At 69.7% G+C, this 19,710-nt stretch carries 19 protein-coding genes and 1 tRNA gene; 4 read left to right on the top strand and 16 right to left on the bottom strand.

The features are described 5' to 3' along the window. Window positions 1-339 precede the first annotated feature (339 nt). The 3 genes from RZ1_RS16835 to RZ1_RS16825 all read right to left on the bottom strand — a co-directional run bounded on the left by RZ1_RS16835 (window position 340) and on the right by RZ1_RS16825 (window position 2,918). Window positions 340-537: a hypothetical protein gene (locus tag RZ1_RS16835; RefSeq protein ID WP_072813641.1), complete on the bottom strand. Its 198-nt coding sequence runs from the start codon at window positions 535-537 to the stop codon at window positions 340-342. Window positions 538-767: 230 nt separating this feature from the next. After that, window positions 768-1,451, bottom strand: coding sequence for an aspartate/glutamate racemase family protein (locus RZ1_RS16830; RefSeq protein WP_072813639.1), 684 nt, complete (start codon window positions 1,449-1,451; stop codon window positions 768-770). A gap of 51 nt (window positions 1,452-1,502) precedes the next feature. Beyond that, window positions 1,503-2,918 carry an MFS transporter gene (locus RZ1_RS16825; RefSeq protein ID WP_238072212.1) on the bottom strand — a complete coding sequence of 472 codons (1,416 nt, stop codon included), beginning with the start codon at window positions 2,916-2,918 and terminating at the stop codon, window positions 1,503-1,505. Between the two features lie 270 nt (window positions 2,919-3,188). Here RZ1_RS16825 and RZ1_RS16820 point away from each other — a divergent pair, with 270 nt between their 5' ends. Further along, a complete protein-coding gene (locus RZ1_RS16820; protein ID WP_072813635.1) occupies window positions 3,189-3,848 on the top strand; it encodes a GntR family transcriptional regulator in 660 nt (219 codons plus the stop codon). Between the two features lie 60 nt (window positions 3,849-3,908). Here the strand turns inward: RZ1_RS16820 and RZ1_RS16815 are convergent. The 5 genes from RZ1_RS16815 to RZ1_RS16795 all read right to left on the bottom strand — a co-directional run bounded on the left by RZ1_RS16815 (window position 3,909) and on the right by RZ1_RS16795 (window position 9,359). After that, window positions 3,909-3,981, bottom strand: a tRNA-Thr gene (locus tag RZ1_RS16815). A 62-nt stretch (window positions 3,982-4,043) separates the two neighbouring features. Next, a complete protein-coding gene (locus RZ1_RS16810) occupies window positions 4,044-5,228 on the bottom strand; it encodes a DNA polymerase III subunit delta' (RefSeq protein WP_072813634.1) in 1,185 nt (394 codons plus the stop codon). A gap of 97 nt (window positions 5,229-5,325) precedes the next feature. Next, window positions 5,326-8,262 carry a type I DNA topoisomerase gene (gene topA, locus RZ1_RS16805; protein WP_072813632.1) on the bottom strand — a complete coding sequence of 979 codons (2,937 nt, stop codon included), beginning with the start codon at window positions 8,260-8,262 and terminating at the stop codon, window positions 5,326-5,328. Between the two features lie 117 nt (window positions 8,263-8,379). After that, window positions 8,380-8,985: a hypothetical protein gene (locus RZ1_RS16800; protein ID WP_072813661.1), complete on the bottom strand. Its 606-nt coding sequence runs from the start codon at window positions 8,983-8,985 to the stop codon at window positions 8,380-8,382. Window positions 8,986-9,155: 170 nt separating this feature from the next. After that, a complete protein-coding gene (locus tag RZ1_RS16795) occupies window positions 9,156-9,359 on the bottom strand; it encodes a cold-shock protein (protein ID WP_003935252.1) in 204 nt (67 codons plus the stop codon). Between the two features lie 388 nt (window positions 9,360-9,747). Between RZ1_RS16795 and sftH the strand changes: the two genes are divergently transcribed. Next, window positions 9,748-12,099, top strand: a complete 2,352-nt coding sequence (gene sftH / locus RZ1_RS16790) for a DEAD/DEAH box helicase (RefSeq protein ID WP_072813630.1) — start codon at window positions 9,748-9,750, stop codon at window positions 12,097-12,099. Here sftH and RZ1_RS16785 read toward each other — a convergent pair. The 7 genes from RZ1_RS16785 to ssd are packed head-to-tail and all read right to left on the bottom strand — an operon-like array spanning window position 12,096 to window position 16,642. Next, window positions 12,096-12,449, bottom strand: a complete 354-nt coding sequence (locus tag RZ1_RS16785) for an Rv3654c family TadE-like protein (protein WP_072813629.1) — start codon at window positions 12,447-12,449, stop codon at window positions 12,096-12,098. The genes sftH and RZ1_RS16785 overlap by 4 nt on opposite strands. Further along, entirely contained in the window at window positions 12,446-12,787 is a 342-nt protein-coding gene (locus RZ1_RS16780; protein WP_072813627.1) for a TadE family type IV pilus minor pilin, read from the bottom strand. Before RZ1_RS16780 ends, RZ1_RS16785 begins: the two co-directional genes overlap by 4 nt. Then, on the bottom strand, window positions 12,784-12,987 hold the full coding sequence (locus RZ1_RS16775; RefSeq protein ID WP_072813626.1) for a DUF4244 domain-containing protein: 204 nt from the start codon (window positions 12,985-12,987) through the stop codon (window positions 12,784-12,786). Before RZ1_RS16775 ends, RZ1_RS16780 begins: the two co-directional genes overlap by 4 nt. 43 nt (window positions 12,988-13,030) lie before the next feature. Further along, window positions 13,031-13,639, bottom strand: a complete 609-nt coding sequence (locus tag RZ1_RS16770; protein WP_072813624.1) for a type II secretion system F family protein — start codon at window positions 13,637-13,639, stop codon at window positions 13,031-13,033. Further along, the gene (locus tag RZ1_RS16765) at window positions 13,603-14,394 is read right to left on the bottom strand and encodes a type II secretion system F family protein (protein WP_072813622.1); all 792 of its coding nucleotides are present in this window, start codon (window positions 14,392-14,394) and stop codon (window positions 13,603-13,605) included. The genes RZ1_RS16770 and RZ1_RS16765 overlap by 37 nt, the downstream gene beginning before the upstream one ends. Further along, window positions 14,391-15,563 (bottom strand): TadA family conjugal transfer-associated ATPase, encoded by a 1,173-nt coding sequence (locus tag RZ1_RS16760; RefSeq protein WP_072813659.1) that lies wholly within the window; start codon window positions 15,561-15,563, stop codon window positions 14,391-14,393. Before RZ1_RS16760 ends, RZ1_RS16765 begins: the two co-directional genes overlap by 4 nt. Further along, on the bottom strand, window positions 15,560-16,642 hold the full coding sequence (ssd, locus tag RZ1_RS16755; RefSeq protein ID WP_072813660.1) for a septum site-determining protein Ssd: 1,083 nt from the start codon (window positions 16,640-16,642) through the stop codon (window positions 15,560-15,562). The genes RZ1_RS16760 and ssd overlap by 4 nt, the downstream gene beginning before the upstream one ends. 330 nt (window positions 16,643-16,972) lie before the next feature. Here ssd and RZ1_RS16750 point away from each other — a divergent pair, with 330 nt between their 5' ends. After that, on the top strand, window positions 16,973-17,791 hold the full coding sequence (locus tag RZ1_RS16750; RefSeq protein WP_072813620.1) for an HAD family hydrolase: 819 nt from the start codon (window positions 16,973-16,975) through the stop codon (window positions 17,789-17,791). A 575-nt stretch (window positions 17,792-18,366) separates the two neighbouring features. Then, on the top strand, window positions 18,367-18,885 hold the full coding sequence (locus RZ1_RS16745; protein ID WP_072813618.1) for a pyridoxamine 5'-phosphate oxidase family protein: 519 nt from the start codon (window positions 18,367-18,369) through the stop codon (window positions 18,883-18,885). Window positions 18,886-18,953: 68 nt separating this feature from the next. Here the strand turns inward: RZ1_RS16745 and RZ1_RS16740 are convergent, their stop codons facing one another. Next, window positions 18,954-19,703, bottom strand: coding sequence for a Fic family protein (locus RZ1_RS16740; RefSeq protein ID WP_072813616.1), 750 nt, complete (start codon window positions 19,701-19,703; stop codon window positions 18,954-18,956). Between the last annotated feature and the right edge of the window lie 7 nt (window positions 19,704-19,710).

The raw sequence follows: 19,710 nt of genomic DNA, 5'->3' as shown, positions 1-19,710 counted from the left end.
TAATTATTGGCACTGACATTCATCGGCACACTGTTGAGTTCTCAAAGAACACGCACACACCATCACTCGCAGACCGCAGTCCGTCCGTTCCGGGGCAACTGTTCCAGCCTAATCCCATCCGCACACAGACGCAAATCCGTGCCGCTTCCTGAACCAGGGGCGGTGCGAAACCTTACCAGAAGGTTCCGAACCAGTGAAATTCGCAGGCGCCTTCGTCCAACCTCGTTGTCCCGGTCCATCAGGTCCGGGTCGGTGTCCGTGTCGCTCTGACCTGGAATAAGTTACGCGACACCCCAACAGAACACCAAATCGCCAGGTCAACGGCTGTTTCGAGACGGTTCAGGGCACCCAGTACTTGGCTGCGAGCCGTTGCACGACGTCGTCGTCCTCCGATGCCAGGTCCAGCAACGCCAGGTCGTTACCGAGATCGACGAGCCGGGGGTTGTCGCCTTCGGCATCCCCGAGCGGACGACCGCCGTCTTCGATGCGCTGCCGCAGGATCTTCTCGCGCACTCGTTCCTTCAACGACTCGCTCATATAACGAGCATGGTCGCCTCGCGTCGCGTTGTCGAGGATGTCTCGGCTGGTTGTCGTGGGCGGATGTCGGCTATTCGTCGTCGTGTCTGCGGAACACACGGATCGCCATCGGCAGCACTACAGCGAGGGCGCCGATGATGAGGACGAGGGAGAAAATTTCCATGACCATGACTCCATGCTCCCCGATCCTGTCCCGAAATGATGGCGGCCATGGAATCCGGCGGGCTCGGCTACCAGGTCGTTGCGGTCACCGCTGCGGACACACGGCGGACGGCGAGCGCGACCGCGCTGGGCACCGGCTCGATCACCTGGACATCGGTGCGTTCGGCGAGCACCCGGGCGGCGTCGGAGAGCGGGCCTCCGCCGATCACGACCACCTCACATCCGGCCGCGACAGCGTCGTCGACCGCTCCACCGAGCGCGGCGACGTTGCGGTGCGGGTCCGCCGCGAGGGCCTCCGGGTCACCGTTGGTCAGAAACAACCCCGCATAGTCCGCTTCCTCCGGGCAGTGCCGGCGGACGAGTTCGTCCAGCGATTCGGCAAGGAGCCCGGTTGTGGTGACGACGGCGAACCGGCGACCACTCGCTGCGGCGGCCAGTACGGCGGCCTCACCGATGCCGACGACCGGGACCGGCAGCAGGTCACCGAGGGCCCGTGCGCCGGGATCCCCGAACGCGGCGACGAGCACTGCGTCGGGCCGATGTTCCTCGACGCCGGCCAGCGCGGCCAGCACGGTTGGCCGTGCAGCGGCGACGAGAGCCTCCGGATCGACGATCATCCCGGGACCGGAGGCCGCGGTGACACCGGTCACCGCGGCCTCCTCGGCCAGGGTCGATAGGGCCGAGCGGGCCGCCTCGACCATCATTCGGGTGGTCGCGGGGTTGGTGTTCGGATTGACAACCAGAATCCTCATCGATTCTGCTCCTTCACTGCCACACTCGGGTACCGCACGTAGCTGTGTTCGTCATCGATCCTCCGGCATCGGCTGTCCGAACGTCTCCCGGGGGAACCGGACGGCCAGGGCGCACACCGCGAACAGACCGGCGAGAACCGCGAACATCGCGCCGACGCCGTAACCGTCGAGGACTGCACCTGCGATCAGCGGGAAGAGTCCACCGGACAGTGAACCGATCGCGAGGATGACGGATGTCGCGAGACCGCGAATGCGAGTCGGGTACTGCTCCGGCGCGAACAGCCAGATGGTCGTGTTCAGGATGATCACCGAGAAGTTGAACAGGAAACCGAACGCGAGCACCAACGCGATGTTCGTCGCGAAGAACCCGAAGCCGAGGCCCGCCACGACACCGAGCATCGCGGCAGCTGTCAACGTCAGCCTGCGCGGGAGACGACGCGCCAGCCCCGCCGCGGTCAATGCCCCGACGAGTGATCCGCTCTGCATGACGAGCGTGTACCAGAGAGCGCTCGTGATCGACATTCCGCGCTCGGTGAGGATGACCGGGATCAGTGTGAGCATCGAGATCTGCGCCGCGTACGACATCGTGACCGCAATCGCGAGCGCGAGAGTCGAGCGTCGATAGGCCGGGCCGAGCAGTTCGGTCCAGCGAGCCGTGGGCGCCGATGTGTGTTCCCGCTCGTCCGGAACGACCAGATACTGCTCCGTGTGTGCGACGTCACCGCGAAGCTTCCCTGCCGCGAGCCGGTTGAGCACCGTGTTCGCCTCCGTGATCCGGCCCTGCGCCGCCAGGTAGCGGGGAGTTTCCGGGAGCGCGCGCCGGTACACGACGACTGCCAGCGCCGGCAACACCAAAGTGCCGAACAGCCAGCGCCATCCGTCGTCGCCGCTGAACACGGCGAATACGATCACACCGAAGAGCGGGGCGAGCATGTTGCCGAGACCGGCTGCCGCCACGTTGATGAGGCCGACCGCGGTGCCGCGGTGCTTCGCCGAGAAGAACTCCGCAAGCATGATCACCGCGGTGGCGATCTCTCCACCGAGCCCGAGGCCCACGAGGAAACGTGCTCCTACCAGCACCTCGTAATTCGGCGCGATCGCGCACAGCACCGAGCCGAACGCGAAGACCAGCAGGTTCAGCCCGAGGAGCATGCGGCGACCGAAGCGGTCCATCAGCGCGCCGGCCAGGACGCGACCGAGCGCGACAGCGGTGAAGGTGGCCGTGTTCAGCAGGCCGATCTCGGTGCCACCGAGCCCCCACTGCTCGCGCAACATCGGTCCGGCGATCCCGACCGTGTTCTGTTCGATGGCGTCGAAGAAGACCCCGAACAGCACCATCGCAACGATCCCGACGTGCGCGGATGTGATCCCGATCCGCCGATACGCGGTCTCGATCTGCTCTGCGAGGGGCCCAGCGGCGTCGCCGCTCTCCCGATCTCCCGGCGCGTTCGACACCGCGTCAGGCACTGCACGAACGTTGTCCATCGACACCCTTCCCTTCCTGTCGGTATACCAATCACCAGGAAAAATAGGCCGCTCGTATTTCCATCAAGGGAACCAACGTGAACGTTGCGTTAGGGAACCTTCACTGTCCCCAGATAGCCGGTCCGTAGGATTGGCAGCCCCTGCCGACCACCTGGATTTTCTGCGGAACTCGACCGACCCAGCCGCTCGAACGACGGATCGGGCCGGTCACAGATTGGTATACCGACCGACCGCCAGTGGTATATCGAAGGTATGGCCGAGAATCTTTCGCGCTTCGTCTACGACGAGCTCCGTCAACGCATCCTCGACGGCCGCCTGCCCGCGGGAGAGTCGATCAGCGAACGCGAGGTCGGTTCCGAACTCGACGTTTCCCGCGTGCCGATCCGGGAAGCACTGCCCCTGCTCGCCGCCGCCGGGCTCGTGACGCTCTCGCCGCGGCGCCCGGCAGTGGTCACACCGGTCACCAGGTCCGGGGTCGACGAGCTCTACGACATCCGTGCTGTCCTCGAGCCCTTCGTCGCGCGGCAAGCTGCGGCACGAGTCGCTGCGGGTGCGGATGCCAGCCCGCTCCGGAACACGCTCGCTCTCGCAGCGGCCGCGGTGCAGGGCAACGACCTGGACGGATTCCACTGTCACAGCGGCGAGGTGCACACGGAGATCGAACGGCTCTCGGGGAGTGCCCTCTTCGTCGAAGTCATGGCCCCCCTGCACGAGCGCAGCGACCGCCTCAACGTCGCGAACATCCACACCGACCCGGCGCAACGCCACAATGAACATGAAGCTCTGGTCGACGCGATCGCGGGGGGCCGCCCGGATCTCGCGTCGGCGGTCGCGTTCGCACACGTCGAATGGGGCCGGACACGGACTCTGCACACACTCGAAGAAGTGCCGGGCTACGCCCCGGACCTGTGACCTGCACCCGCACACGAAGAAGGCCCCTCACCGGTGATTCCTGGTGAGAGGCCTTCTCGGAGCTGCCTGTCGGAATCGAACCGACGACCTTTTCATTACGAGTGAAATGCTCTACCGACTGAGCTAAGGCAGCGTGCCATTCGGCGTCCGAAGTTTAGCCGAACACCCCCGGGACAATGCAAACCCGCACGTAGATCAGCGGAACGCGGAGCTCAAACGAGCTGCCATCGCCGCGACCGCGAAGCGCGGTTTGACGTTCTGAGCGAGCGCCTCACGACACTCGAGGATCGATTCGATACAGCTGAGCAGGGATTCCGGGGAGGCGCGGGAGGCCAGGTCGCGGGCGCGGTCGGTCATGTCCGGGTGGTTCGGTGTGGTCGTGGCGCCGAATGCGGCAGCGAGCGCGTCCCGGTACAGCCCGGCGAGGTCGATCAGGGCGCGGTCCATGATGTCGCGCTCGGTCCGGGTGAGGCGTGACTTCTGGCTGCGTTCGAGGTCCTTGAGCACCCCCGCCGAACCGCGCAGCGCCCCTGCGGCCCCCTTACCGGTGCCGCCGGCACCGAGCGCCGTCTTCAGTTCCTCGGTTTCCTTCTCGTCGAGAGCCGCACTGATCTGCTTCGCCTCGGCCTGCGCTCGCTGGACCAGCTCGTCGGCGGCGGCGTAGGTGGTGGCGGGACGCAGTACCGCTCCCGCGACGTCGAGTGCGCGGGCGCGGTTGTTGCGCGCGGAATCGTCGGTGGCCAGGCGACGGGCCCGGCCGACATGACCGCCGCTGACGGATGCAGCCCACTGCGCCGCGCGCTCGTCGATCCCGTCGACGTCGCGGAGCACCCGAGCGATGGAGTCGACACCCGGGGTGATGAGGCCGACGTGCCGACAGCGCGACCGCAGCGTCACCGAGATGTCCTGCGGATCGACCGACGGCGCGCACAGCAGGAACACGGTGCGTTGCGGCGGTTCCTCGACGACCTTGAGCAGGGCGTTCGCCGCCCCCTCCGTGAGCCGGTCTGCGTCTTCGACGACGACGATCTGCCAACGACCGGTGCTCGGCCGGCGCGACGCCGTCTGGACGATCTCGCGCATCGACTTGACGCTGATCGTCAGACCTTCGGGTACGACCCGGCGCACGTCGCCGTGGGTGCCGGCCATCGTCGTCGTGCAGGCGTGGCAGCGTCCGCACCCCGGTTCGCCGGGGTCGGTGCACTGCAGTGCCGCGGCGAAGCACAATGCCGCGACCGACCGCCCCGAGCCGGGAGGGCCGGTGAACAGCCACGAATGCGTCATTGCCGATCCCGTGTCGCCGTTGCGGGCCGCGATCGCGGCGGCGATCAGATCCGTCTCGACGTCGTGTTGACCGACGAGACGATCGAAGACACCCATGCAGGGCAGCGTAGCGGCAGGCACCGACGATCCCGCTCCTGCTGCTGTCCGGGATCTGCCCGACCGCGGGGTTGTCCGCGACCGACTCGCCCGATCCCTATTCGGCGGTCTTCTTCGCCGCCGCCTTCTTGGCGGGCGCCTTCTTCGCGGCGGTCTTCTTCGCCGCCGTCTTCTTGGCCGGCGACTTCTTCGCCGCGGTCTTCTTCGTCGTCTTCTTGGCCGGTCCGCGGGCACGACGGTCGGCGAGCAACTCGGAAGCCCGCTCGTCGGTGATCGTCCCGACCTCGTCGCCCTTGCGCAGACTCGCGTTGGTTTCGCCGTCGGTGACGTAGGGACCGAACCGGCCGTCCTTGATGACCATCGGCTTCTCGCTGACCGGGTCTACGCCGAGCTCACGCAGCGGTGGGGTCGCCGCGGCCTGCCGTCCACGCCGCTTGGGTTCGGCGTAGATCTTCAGGGCTTCCTCGAGGGTGACGGTGAACATCTGTTCCTCCGTCGCGAGCGACCGCGAGTCCGTGCCCTTCTTCAGATACGGGCCGTAGCGACCGTTCTGTGCGGTGATCTCCTCACCCGACTCGGGATCGGTGCCGACGACGCGCGGCAGCGACAGCAACCGGAGGGCGTCCTCGAGCGTGACCGTCGACAGGTCCATCGTCTTGAGCAGCGACGCCGTGCGCGGCTTCGGGCCGGTCGCCTTCTTCGCCGCCTTCTTCGCCGGAGCCTTCCTCGCGGCGGCCTTCTTCGCTGCGGTCTTCGTCGCGGTGCCGCCGGTGCCGACCTCCTCGACGGGAATCGGAGTGACCGCGGGCTCCGGCTCCTCGGGTTCGGCCGGCGGTTCCGGCAGCAGCTCGGTCACGTAGGGACCGAAGCGGCCTTCACGGGCGACGATCTCGTTGCCGGTGACCGGGTCGGTGCCGAGGCTGCGACCCTCCTGCGGCGTCGAGAACAGCTTCTCGGCGTACTCGAGGGTCAGCTCGTCCGGCGGCAGGTCGTCGGGCAGGTTGGCGCGCTGCGAGATCGGTTCACCGTCCGGGTTGTCCGGGTCGAGGACCATGCGTTCGAGGTACGGGCCGAAGCGGCCGACACGCACGTGGATCTCGCGACCGTCCGCGTCGTCGAACAGGCGGATCGAGTTGATCTCGCGGGCATCGATCTCTTCGAGATTCTCCCCGACCATCTTCTTGAGGCCGCCCTCGCGGGCGACGGATCCTTCGGTGCCGCGTTCGCCGCCGAAGTAGAAGCTCGACAGCCAGTCGTTGCGCTGCTCGTGACCGGACGCGATCTCGTCGAGATCATCCTCCATCCCGGCGGTGAAGTCGTAGTCGACGAGCTGCCCGAAGTGCGCCTCGAGGAGACCGATCACCGCGAACGCCACCCACGACGGCACGAGGGCGCTGCCGCGCTTGTAGACGTAGCCGCGGTCCAGGATCGTCTTGATGATCGACGCATACGTGGACGGACGGCCGATCCCGAGATCCTCGAGGGCCTTGATCAGGCTGGCCTCGGTGTAGCGGGCGGGCGGGTTCGTCGAGTGCCCGTCCGGGTCCAGCTTCGTCGCGGTGACGGACTGTCCCTCGCTCAGGTTCGGCAGCCGGGACTCGGCGTCGTCGGACTGGCCACCGGCCTCCTCGTCGACGCTTTCGACGTAGGCCTTGAGGAAGCCCGCGAACGTGATCGTCCGGCCCGACGCCGAGAACACGCATTCCTCGCCGGTCGCGGCGGTGCCGGTGATCCGCAGTGTCAGGGTGGTGCCGCGGGCGTCTGCCATCTGCGAGGCGACGGTGCGCTGCCAGATCAGCTCGTAGAGCTTGAACTCGTCGGTGTCCAGCCGCGAGTGCAGTTCGCCGGGCGTCGCGAACACGTCGCCGGCGGGACGGATCGCCTCGTGCGCTTCCTGCGCGTTCTTGACCTTGCGGGTGTACTGCCGCGGGCTCGGACTGACGTACTCGGCACCGTACAACTGGGTGGCCTGGGCCCGGGCCGCTGTGATGGCCGACTCCGACAACGTCGTGGAGTCGGTACGCATGTAGGTGATGTAGCCGTTCTCGTACAGGCGCTGCGCGATGCGCATCGTCCGCTCCGACGAGAACCGCAGCTTGCGGCCCGCTTCCTGCTGCAGGGTCGACGTCATGAACGGCGCGTAGGGCTTGCGGGTGTACGGCTTGGACTCGGCCGAGGTGACGGCCAGGGCCGCGCCCTCGAGCGCGGTGGCCAGTGCCCGGGCACGGGCCTCGTCGAGCACCGCGACACCCGTGGACTTGAGCGCTCCGTCCGGACCGAAGTCGCGGCCCACCGCGACGCGGCTGCCGTCGACACCGACCAGCCGCGCCCCGAACGATCGGGGGCTCGCGTCGGCGCCGGCGTCGAGGGTCGCGGCGATGTCCCAGTACTCGGCGGACGTGAACGCCATGCGCTCGCGTTCGCGCTGCACGATGACGCGGGTCGCGACGGACTGCACCCGGCCCGCCGAAAGTCGCGGCATGACCTTCTTCCACAGCACGGGACTGACCTCGTAGCCGTACAAACGGTCGAGGATGCGGCGGGTCTCCTGCGCGTCGACCAGGTCGATGTCCAGGTCGCGGGTGTTCTCCGCCGCCGCCCGGATGGCCGGCTCGGTGATCTCGTGGAAGACCATCCGGCGGACCGGGACCTTCGGCTTGAGCGTCTCGAGCAGGTGCCAGGCGATGGCCTCGCCCTCGCGGTCGGGGTCGGTCGCGAGATACAGCTCGTCGGCGTCCTTGAGGAGGCTCTTGAGCTCGGCGACCTTGGATTTCTTCTCCGGGCTGACCACGTACAGCGCCTCGAAGTCCTGGTCGACGTTCACGCCGAGCCGGGCCCACGCCTCGCCCTTGTATTTGGCCGGGACATCGGCCGCACCGCGCGGGAGGTCCCGAATGTGGCCGACCGACGCCTCGACGACGTAGCCCCGGCCGAGGTACGGCGCGATCTTCTTCGCCTTGGTCGGAGACTCGACGATCACGAGCCGACGAGTGCCCGACGAGCCGTCCGACGTGCTCTTGTCCCGTGCTGCCACCGTGCCGCCCGCACCTTCCCTTGTTGTCGACATGCCTGGTTCTTCAAGGACATGTATACCGACCCGTCCCCCCGACGCGGCCACACACAGGGTCGCACATGACCGGCGATCGACTCGTCACCTGTCGAAATCGTCCCCCGCCACGTGTGGCCACATCGACCGCGCGGCCGGGTCGCGCGGGGGTTCGCCGATGTTCTCTCCCAGCCTGGTCAGGCGTCTGCGCCCGGCCACTCGGAGTCCCGGACCGGTGCCGCGCGTACCGATGAGGGTCGGAGCGATCCCCACCCTCATCAACGACTGCGCGAGCACCGGATGAGTGTCGGGTGCGTGCGGATCCAGCCCCAGCACGTACCGCTCGCCGTCCACCTCCATCCGGCCGGCGGCCAGCACCCACGCGCGCAGTGCCCGCGACCCTGGTACCCACCCGGCCGGCACGGACTTCACGGCGCCGCGCGTCCACTGCGACGCCAGCGGAACCAGGTCCTCGACGGCGGCGGTCCGGACCAGGGGGCGCCCCTCGTCGGTGAGGGTGACCTCGGGCGTGAGACCGGCCTGCGTCATCAGGTCGGCGATGGCGTCGGCACGCCAGCGTTCGTCGACCACCACGGAGATGCGCGCCTTGCCGGCGGACACGACGACCTGCCCCTGCGCGGCGAGAAGTCCGCTGAGGTCGGTGAGCGCCGGGGGTATGGTTTCGGCGCCGAAGATCGACAGTTGTCCCACACACGCCTCCCCGTCCAGCGCGCCGCGCGCCGCGCGGCCGGCCCTCGTGCACGGAAGTCGGGCCGTGCACAGAAATGGATCGTCCCCCATCACCGACGGTGACAGGGGACGAATTCAGGCTTCGATCCGCGAGGGACCGAGATCCACCCGATCGTTCGCGATGCGAACTATCAGAGAGCGCGCACGCCGGTGGCCTGCGGGCCCTTGGTGCCCTGACCCACCTCGAACTCGACGCGCTGGTTCTCCTCCAGGGTGCGGAAGCCGGAGCCCTGGATCTCGGAGTAGTGGACGAACACGTCGGCGGAGCCGTCCTCGGGAGCGATGAAGCCGAAGCCCTTTTCCGCGTTGAACCACTTCACAGTGCCCTGTGCCATGCTTTTCCTTCTCTTTCTAACACCGGATTCGGTGGGCCGCCGGGTGCGCGGGCCACCGGGCCGGTTCCGACCGCTGTACTTCTTGATCCCCCCAGTGGAAGAGCAAAGCACCGCGCTCGCAACCTCGATCCTGCGAGCGTGCACTTTCTCAAGTCAACGAACACAGAAGCTGCGACCGGTGTCAGTCAACCACGAACCCGGCGCGCACAACAGTGGGAGGGCGTACAAATCGCCCCAATTTCCGATCTTGTTACAGCCCACACGCGAAATACCGGCGGCTACTTGTGAGGTCGATACTACCGCCGGGCACGACGCCACCACCCCGATCCGGCCCGGCCCCCGGTGGCCTACGCTGGAATATCGCCCCACCCGACCCTCGGAGCACACCGTGACCACCCCGCCGCACCGCCGTTCGTCCGGCGCCGCGACCGCAAGTTTCGGTGACGAGCTGCTGGACCGGATCCTCGAGGGCACCCCCGCGGCCGAGCACCCGCTCACCCACACCGCGCAGCTTCCCGCCCGCACGGCGGTCCACACCGAATGGCCGGACTGGGTCGCCGAACCCGTGGTCCGCGTGATGCGCGAATGCGGAATCGACCGGCCCTGGAGACACCAGATCCGCGCAGCCACCCTCGCCGCCGAGGGCAGCCACGTCGTGTTGTCCACCGGAACCGCGTCGGGCAAGTCCCTCACCTACCAATTGCCGGTGTTGACCACCCTGAGCGAAGACCCCCAGGCGACGGCTCTGTACCTGTCGCCGACGAAAGCGCTCGGCGCCGACCAGTTACGCGCGGTCACCGAGTTGACCTGCGCCGATCCGGCCCTCTCGAGCGTGCACCCGTGCGCCTACGACGGCGACACCTCCCCCGAACTGCGGCAGTGGGCCCGCGCCCATGCACGCTGGATCTTCACCAACCCGGACATGCTGCATCTCGGTCTGCTGCCCGGCCACAACCGGTGGAGCCGGTTCTTCGCACGGCTGCGGTACGTCGTCGTCGACGAGTGCCACGCCTATCGCGGCGTGTTCGGTTCCCACGTCGCACTGATTCTGCGCCGGCTGCGGCGGATCGCGGCGCACTACGGCGCCGATCCCGTGTTCGTGCTGGCGTCGGCCACCACAGCGGAGCCGGGCGCGGCCGCATCCCGCCTGATCGGCGCGCCGTGCCGGGAGGTCACCGAGGACTGTTCACCGTCCGGTCCACGCACCGTTGCCCTGTGGGAACCGCCACTGCTCACCGAGATCACCGGGGAGAACGGGACCCCCGTGCGCCGGGCCGCCGGCAGCGAAGCCGCTCGTCTCCTCGCCGATCTCGTCGTCGAAGGAGCCCGCACGCTCGCGTTCGTGCGGTCGCGGCACGGCGCCGAAACGACCGCGATCACCGCGCGCCGACTGCTCGCTGCATCCGCGCCGGACCTGGTCGACCGGGTCGCCGCGTACCGCGCCGGATACCTGGCCGAGGACCGACGTGACCTCGAGGCGGCCCTCGCCGACGGTCGCCTGCTCGGCGTCGCGACCACCAACGCGCTCGAGCTCGGGGTCGACATCGCCGGGCTCGATGCGGTCGTCGTTGCCGGTTTCCCCGGGACGGTCGCGTCGTTCCGGCAGCAGGGTGGTCGCGCCGGACGGCGCGGCGCCGGGTCGCTGGTGGTGCTCGTCGCCCGCGACGATCCGCTCGACACCTATCTCGTGCATCACCCGCAGGCGCTGCTCGGCACACCGGTCGAAGCGACCGTCACCGACCCGTCGAACCCGTACGTATTGGGTCCGCAACTGCTGTGCGCGGCGCTGGAGGCGCCACTCACCGACGCCGAGGTCGCCGAGTTCGGCGCGGCCGACGTGCTCGCCGACCTCGCCGCGCAGGGTCTGATCCGCCGACGCCCGCACGGATGGTTCGTCACGCCCGGCACCGCCCCGCACGCCGGCATCGACATCCGCGGCGGCATCGGCAGCCAGATCGCGATCGTCGAGGCCGACACCGGCCGGATGCTCGGCACCGTCGACGCGGGCCGCGCACCCGCGACCGTGTATCCGGGCGCGGTGCACCTGCACCAGGGCGAGTCGTTCGTCGTCGACGAGCTGTACCTCGACGACGGCATCGCACTCGTGCACGCCGAGGACCCCGAATGGACAACGTCCGCACGGGAACTGACCGACATCACCATCACCTCCGTCGACGAACAGCGCACCGCGGGTGCGGTCACCGTCGCGTTCGCGCGAGTCGAGGTGACACACCAGGTGATCGGCTATCTGCGGCGCCTGCCCTCCGGTGAAGTCCTCGACCAGATCCCCCTGGACATGCCGGCGCAAACCCTCCCGACCCGCGCGGTGATGTACACCGTCCCGCCCGAACTGCTCGCGCACGCCGGGATCGGAGCCGAACGCATCCCCGGCGCGCTGCACGCCGCCGAGCATGCGGCCATCGGGCTGCTGCCGCTCGTCGCAACGTGCGACCGCGGGGACATCGGCGGGGTGTCCACCGCACTGCACGCCGACACCGGGCTGCCGACCGTGTTCGTGTACGACGGGCACCCCGGCGGCGCCGGATTCGCCGAACGCGGGCACACACGGATCGTCGAATGGCTCACCGCCACTCGCGACGCGGTTCTCGCCTGCGAGTGCGCCACCGGGTGTCCGTCATGCGTCTACTCCCCCAAGTGCGGCAACGGCAACGATCCGCTCGACAAGGCCGGGGCGATCGCGCTGCTCGGGGCTGTGCTCACCGCTCTCGCCAAGGCCTAACCGGCCGGCCCCGCCCGCGCGATCGCCACCGCCTCCCCGGCACCCGGCAGCGCCGTCGTCACCTCCGCGGCGACCTCGACGATCGCGTCCCACCCGTCGACCGTGCACGCCCGCACCCGGACACGCATGCGCGTGGCGATCCGCTCGGCCTGCCCGCAGGCCTGTTCGCTGCCCCGGTCGAGCGCGACCGCGACGGCGAGTGCCGCGAGATCGGCGGCCGCCTGCGCACGATGCCGCGACGCCACAGCCGATCCGACGTGCACCAGCGTCGCGGTCACAACGACGAGCGCCGCCATGAGGAAACACCCGACGATCGTCGCGCTCCCCCGTTCCTCACGCAGTGCGCTCACGGCCGCGGTTCCGGTTCCCGGACCGCGACCGCCTCGGCGGTCAACGTCACCAGCGGCAGCAGCGGACCCGGGGCCGAGACGACCGCCACGACGAGGTCCTCGTCGTCGCGCAGCGTGATGTGCGCGTCCGGCGGCGCGACCCGGGCGGCCGTCTCGACCGCCCGGGCCTCGTCACCGCGCGCTGCCAGCCGGGCCGCCTCCCGCGCCGCGTCCTGGCAGCGGAACTGGTGCGAAACACACAGCACCGCACCGAGACACAGCACCAGTACCGACACCAGGGCCGCGAGGGTGATCGCGGCTTCGACGGTGACCCCGCCCTGTTCCCCCGACCCGGTCACACCGCGGTGTTCAGAGCGCGCTCGACGATGCCGGTGAGCGCGGAGACGATGTTGTCGCCGGTGACGACCGTGTAGAGGACGGCGCCGAACGCCGCGGCCGCGATCGTGCCGATCGCATACTCGGCGGTCGACATGCCGTCCTCACCGGCCACTGCCCCCGTCAGCCGATTCCGGGCGATCCGAATTCCATTGGTGAACATGACTTCTCCCCTCTTCACGGCGCGGACCGTCCGCACCGACGTCTTACAACAGCCCCCCGGAGAGGACCTCCCCAGCCAGCCCGATCACCACCGGGACGATGCCCAGGCAGACGAATGCAGGTAGGAAACACAGGCCGAGCGGACCGCTGACGAGAACTCCGGCACGCTCGATCGCGGCGGCCGCCTGGTCCTCCACCTCGGCACGGCGGCGCTCGGCCAATTCGGCGACGATGCCCGACAGCGGAGCGCCGGATTTCGCGGACCGCCGCGCGGCCCGCGAAAACGCTTCGAGTAGGTCGTCGTCGCCGAGCGCCCGCCACGCCTCGGCGGGGTCGGCGCCGAGCTGCAGCCGGTCGGCACCACGTCGCAGCGCATCGGCCAGGACCGGCGGCGCCGACTCCGCGACCGCGCGGGCCGCAGTGGCGGTGGGCAGACCTGCGCGCAGGCACGCTGCGAGCAGGTCGAAGGACGCCGGTACGGCATGTGGATCCTGTTCCGCGGCAACGGTAGTCGCGGCATCGACGCCGGTCCCCGGCGCGACCCGGCGCAGGCGGCTGCGACCGACGTCCGGCAGGACCAGGACCGCCGCGGTCAGGAACAGCGCCCCGACGGTGATCACGACGCGACCCGCGCCGAGATGCGGTCGGTCCACAGGAGCCCCGCACAGGCCAGACCGGTCCCCAGCACGAGCAGTGCGCCACCGAATCCACCGCCGGACAGCACCGCGATCGGTGCGGCCCCCATCGCCTGCCCGAGCGCGACACCCAGCGCGGGCAGTCCGGCGAGGACGGTCGCGGTCGCGCGGGCGCCGGCCAGCCCCGCCTCGGTGCGTGCCCGCAACCGGATCCGCCCGAGCAGGTCGGTGCGCGTCGCCGAGAGCAGTTCGGCTAGTGCTAGTCCGTGCCGGTCGGAGACCGCCCAGGCCGCGGCAACGCGCTCCAGATGTGTGCCGAGCGGATCGGCTGCAGCCCCGCGCAGTCCGTCCGCCGCCGATCCGCCGAGGCGGGCGCGGGCGGCGGCGACCCGGAACGCGTCGGCGGCCGGACCCCCGGTTTCCTGCGCGGCGACGGCGCACGCCTCGGCCGGGTGGTTACCTACCCGCAGTTCGGCGATGATGGTTTCGAGGGCGCCGAGCAGCATCCGCTGGTCGGTGTCCGACGCCCGTGTGCGACGACGGCTGCGCATCCGCCACATCGCGGTCGCGACGACGATCGAGGTGGCCAACGCGACCGCGACGCCGACGACCAGTGCTGCCGCGACCGCGACACCTGCGCCGATCACCAGGGGTGATCGGACCGTCCGTGCGGGTGCGGGTTCGGTGTCGGTGGCAAACCGGATCCGGTGTCGAGCGACCGGGCCGGGCGCGACCAGCGCTGCGACGGCCAGGCACAACGCGGTGACGGTCATCTGCTGTCCCGCCGCCGGAAGATGCGGTCGAGCTGCGAGGTCCCCGCATCCGGTCCGTGCGCGACCGTCCACGCCGGTACGACGACGACTCCCGCCACCGGGTCGCGTTCGACGACCCCGATCTCGACGAGACGGCGGGTGCCGTCCGGCGCGCGATCCACATGCAGAATCACCTGCACCGCTGCCGCCAGCTGGCTGTGCAGCGCGGCACGGTCGAGTCCGCCGAGCGCGGCGAGGGCCTCGAGCCGGGCCGGAACCTCGTCCGGCGAGTTCGCGTGAACCGTGCCGGCGCCGCCGTCGTGCCCGGTGTTGAGAGCGGTCAGCAGGTCGACGACCTCGCCGCCCCGCACCTCCCCGACGACGATCCGGTCGGGCCGCATACGCAGGGCCTGCCGGACGAGGTCTCGGACGGTGACTTCACCGACACCCTCGACGTTCGGGGGCCGGGCGACGAGCCGAACCACATGCGGGTGCGTCGGTGCGAGTTCCGCGGCGTCCTCGACACACACGATCCGTTCGGCGGGGTCGACGGCGCCGAGCATCGCCGCGAGCAGCGTTGTCTTGCCAGCGCCGGTGCCGCCGACGACGAGGAACGCCAGCCGCGCCGTGACGATACGGCGCAGCAGCCGGTACGCGTCCGGGTGCACGCCCCCGCCGGCGAGCAGGGCGTCGAGCCCTTGTGTGGCGGGCCGCAGGATGCGTAGAGACAGACACGTCCCGCCCTGCGCGACGGGCGCGAGCACCGCGTGCAGACGCACTCCGAACTCGCCGTGCCCGGGCAACCGGCCGTCCACCCACGGCTGGGCGTCGTCGAGCCGCCGCCCCGCGAACAGGGCCAGGCGCTGGGCGAGCCGCCGCACCGACGCCTCGTCCGGGAACGTGACGGATGCGAGTTGCAGCCCCGCACCTCGATCGACCCAGACGCGATCAGGGGCGGTCACGAGCACATCCGTCACGGCCGGTTCGGCGAGCAGCGCTTCGAGCGGTCCGGCGCCGGTGAGCTCGGTCTGCAGGTGCCGCAGGGCTGTGAGCAGGTCGGAGTCGCCGAGCACGCCGCCCGATTCGGCGCGCAACGCGGCCGCGACCCGCGCGGGGGTCGGTTCCGCGCGGTCACCGGCGAGCCGTTCGCGCACGCGGTCGAGCAGATCGGTGGTCAGCACGGTGCTCATGCCGCCCACCTCGGGGACGCCCGGTCGAGACCTACGACGGCGAGGACCGCATCGGCCGCGGCGGTGAGCGGCGAACGGCGCCGGACCCGCAGCCCGCCGTGTTCGAGGGCCTCGGCGAGACCGGGCTGGGCCCGCATCGCGGCGAGCAAGGGGATCCCGACGACGGCGGCGACGTCCGCGCCCCGCAACCCGCCGGGCGCGGGTCCGCGGACCACGAGACCCACATTCGGGTTTCGTGCACTCACCCATTCGGCGGTCCGCGCCGCCGCGAGCGCGCCACCCACCCGTGCCTGGGTGACCACGACTGCAAGGTCGGCGGTGGCGATCATCGTCTCGGCGGCCGGGCCGACGCTGCGCGAGACGTCGCACACGACCACGGTCCCCGATCGGCGCGCCGCGTCGAGCACGGCGGTGACCGCGACCGGCGGTGGTTCACCGGGCGCCGCGCGGTCGGTGGACAGCAGGCCGAGTCCGGGCGCCCAGTCCGGGACGGCGTCGCGCAGGGCACGCGCGGACACCCGGCCGCCCTCGACGGCGAGTCCCGGCCATCGCACCCCGGGCCGATCTTCGAGCCCCGTGAGCACGTCGAGGCCGGCGCCGTAGGGGTCGCCGTCGACAAGCAGGACGTTCGGGTCGTCGCGGTCCGCGGCGGTCCAGGCGAGCGCTGCCGCGAACGTCGAGGCGCCGGCACCTCCGCACCCACCGACGACGGTGACGACACGGCCCTCGCCGGTGTCGGGTTCGGCGGCGGCACCCAGGATCGCGAGCAGTTCGACCTCGTCGTCCGGAAGCGCGATCACGTGTTCCGCCCCGACCGACGCGGCGGCCTGCCAGTCCGGCAATCCCGCGGCACCCGAGCAGACGAGAACGACGCCGCGACGGCGGGGAAACGCCTCCAGGGCCGTTGCGGTGGCGTGGTCGACGACGACGAGCCCGGCGTCGTCCCAGCTGCGCCGCGTCGGGGGTACGGGCGCGTCGTCGAGGTCGCGGTCGGATGCTGCGGCGACACGGCGAAGACTGGCCAGCAGCGTGCTGTCGGAGATCAGCGCGAGGATTCGCGGGATGCGCTCGTCGTTCATACGCACAGCGTGCGCAGGGACACCGAAACGGGGAAGTCGATTTCTGCCAGGGCGGCGAATCTGTGGATGAACCAGGCGCCTGTGGACAACTTCCGCGGCCGTGAACGCCTCCGCGGACCGCGTTCGGATACGGGACGACCCTCGCCAGGGGGGAGGAGGCGAGGGCCGTCGTGTTCAGCCCCGGGGGGTCGGGCTGAACACAGCCTGGTTTGCGCCCAGGTGGTCCCGATACTACACCGGCCCCGTCGACTGTTTGCAAGTTGAAGCATTAGTCACATCGGCCGTGCGGCGGACCGGCCGAAACACGGGCCGGAGGCCTATTGTGGTGCGGTGACCGACGAGACACCACGGCCCACCGAGGCGGGTCGCATCGCCGCGTTCTTCGACCTGGACAAGACCGTCATCGCGAAGTCCAGCGTCCTCGCCTTCAGCCGTCCGTTCTTCGATCAGGGGTTGCTGAACCGCCGCACGGTGATCGAGAACACCTACGCCCAGTTCCTGTACCTGTTGTCCGGCGCCGACCACGATCAGGCGCAACGGATGCGCGCGTACATCGCGGCGATGTGCGAGGGCTGGGATGTCGAGCAGATCAAGTCGATCGTCGCCGAAACGCTGCACGAGATCGTCGACCCTCTGGTGTTCCAGGAGGCCGCGGACCTCATCGCCGACCACAAACTGCGCGGCCACGACGTGGTGGTGATCTCCGCGTCCGGGGAGGAGGTCGTGGCGCCGATCGCCGCCGCACTGGGGGCATCACACAGCACTGCGAGCCGGATGCGCATCGTCGACGGTCGTTACGCCGGGGAGCTCGAGTTCTACTGCTTCGGCGAGGAGAAGGTGCTGGCGATGAAGGAACTCGCCGAGCGATACGGCTACGACCTGGCGCGCAGCTATGCATACTCGGATTCATCGACGGACATCCCGATGCTGCAGGCCGTCGGATACGCACGCGCCGTCAACCCCGACCGGGCGTTGCGGCGCGCTGCCGTCGAAAATGGTTGGCCCATATTAACTTTCGTCAAGCCCGTGCCGCTGCTGCGGCGGCTGACCGGCCGCGGTCGCGGGCTGCTCGCGATCGGCGTGATCGCGTCCGCCACCGCCCTGGTCGCCGGCGCCGCCACGTACTCCGTGCTGCGTCGGCGCCGCTGAGAGCACGGTCGGGCGACGGCGAGAATCGACCGAAAATGGGGCTTGCCGACCCCGGCAACAGGGGGTAGAAATGGTGTTACGGAAGCCGGAAGGCCAAGAGCGAATCAGAAGAGAAGGTTCGATCTCCCGTACCGACTTCCCAGCACGGACACCGAGTACCCACGCGGAGCCGATGCCACTATAAGGGCGAAAGCGTTGTGGGCCTGCGAGATCCGGGCCATCGCGAGCGAACATCCTCGCACCCGTTGCGAGGGCGAACTCACGAAGCCCGAGTCATCGCCGAGGTCGTTGACACACAACCCATTCCAGCACGCATGTGTAACACGGACCGTCCGTGCTAGCGGGTGGCGACACCGATGCAAGTCGGTGACGCCACCCGCTTCGTGTGCAGAGCCCCACGCGATGAGCCTCACGGCGGAAGCAACGTGTCACTGCGGCAGCAACTTCCGAACCCTGCGAGTGACGTCCGCCCAGGCGGACAGCACGACCGAATATCCCTGACACAGGGTGTCAGGGTCCCGATGCGAGCATCGGTCCCGCAGCACGACAGCGACCGATCACGAACAAGGGGCCCCATGCAGGAAACACCGGAAGAACTCGCAGAACTCCAGACTCTCCTCGACTCCTCACTGGCCCGGTCCACCGCGCACCTGCGGTCGATCATCACCGACGAGAGCACCCTGTCCGCCGAACAACTCACCGAGGTCCTCACCGGCATGTGCACACTCGCCCTGTCGAGTGTGACAGCCGGCGGCGAGCCCCGGATCAGCGGCGTCGACGGGCACTTCCTTCACGGCAAATGGCACTTCGGCACCGCGCGGGGCGCCGCCAAGGCCCGCCACCTCGCTGCGCGACCGGCCGCCAGCGTCGCGCATCTCCGTGGCGAGGAGCTGGGCGTCTTCACCCACGGCACGGTGGAGATTCTCAACCCCCTGGATGCCGAACCGGCTGCCGACTGGCCCGAACTGCTCGCCTACTTCAAGTCGTTCTACGGCGAGGACTTCTTCGACTGGGACAAGGACGTGGTCTACTACCGGCTCAATCCGCACTGGATCACCGTCTACGCTGCCGACGCCGCGCCGCCCCGGCCCTGAACGGGTCGCGACCACGCGGTCGGGATCCTGCTGCCGTCCGGAGCCTCCCCGAGCCCCGGGTGTGAGGTTCAGCCGGCGAAAGCGTCGGCGATGGAGGTCGCTTCGCGGGCCCCGGACTCGAGTGCAGCGCAGCAGAACAGCAGCCAGTCGCCCACGCCCTCCACGGTGCCGCTGCCGAAAGCGGTGACGCCGTCGCGGTAGGCCGGGACGCGGCGCATCCAGGTCACCTCGGGGACCCCGAGGTTGTGGGCGTCGAGACCGGTGGAGACACAGACGAGCCGGGAGGCGGCGCGCGCGATCACACCGTCGGCGACACCGAACGGGCGCAGCGCGCACAGCTCACCGTGCACGACGGCAGCGAGGACGGGCGCGGGCACGCGGGTTCCCCCGGTCACCAACTGGGCGAGGGCGTCGAGGCGTTCCCCGATACCGGGATCGGTGCGAGGACGGCCCAGCGATTCCGGATCGTCGACCAGGTCGGCGGCAGCGAGCAGATGCAGCCGCGCGAGCGCCTGCAGGGGCGCCCTCCTCCACGTCGCGACCAGGATGCCGAGACTGTCGCCGTCGAGTGCCTGCGCGACCCGCAGCGCGCCGGCAAGGATCGGGTCGCCGGCCTCCCCCGGCGCCGGCAGGTCCATCGAGCCGCCGTCGATCGCCGCCGACGCCCGCGCTGCACGCACCGAAGCCTCCGCAGCGGTGTTCGGCCATCCCCGCCGGTTGGTCTTGTGCCGGTGGACCTCGGCGAGCGCGTCACGCGCCCGGTCGGCGGCGTCGCGCACGCCGGGCAGGTCGAGCAGGGGCTGCAGCGGGTCGGTCACGTCTGAC

Origin of the sequence: Rhodococcus zopfii NBRC 100606 = JCM 9919 (genome assembly GCF_001895025.1) — a bacterium.
GTDB classification, from domain to species: domain Bacteria; phylum Actinomycetota; class Actinomycetes; order Mycobacteriales; family Mycobacteriaceae; genus Rhodococcus; species Rhodococcus zopfii.
This window is presented reverse-complemented; position numbering and strand designations above follow the sequence as displayed.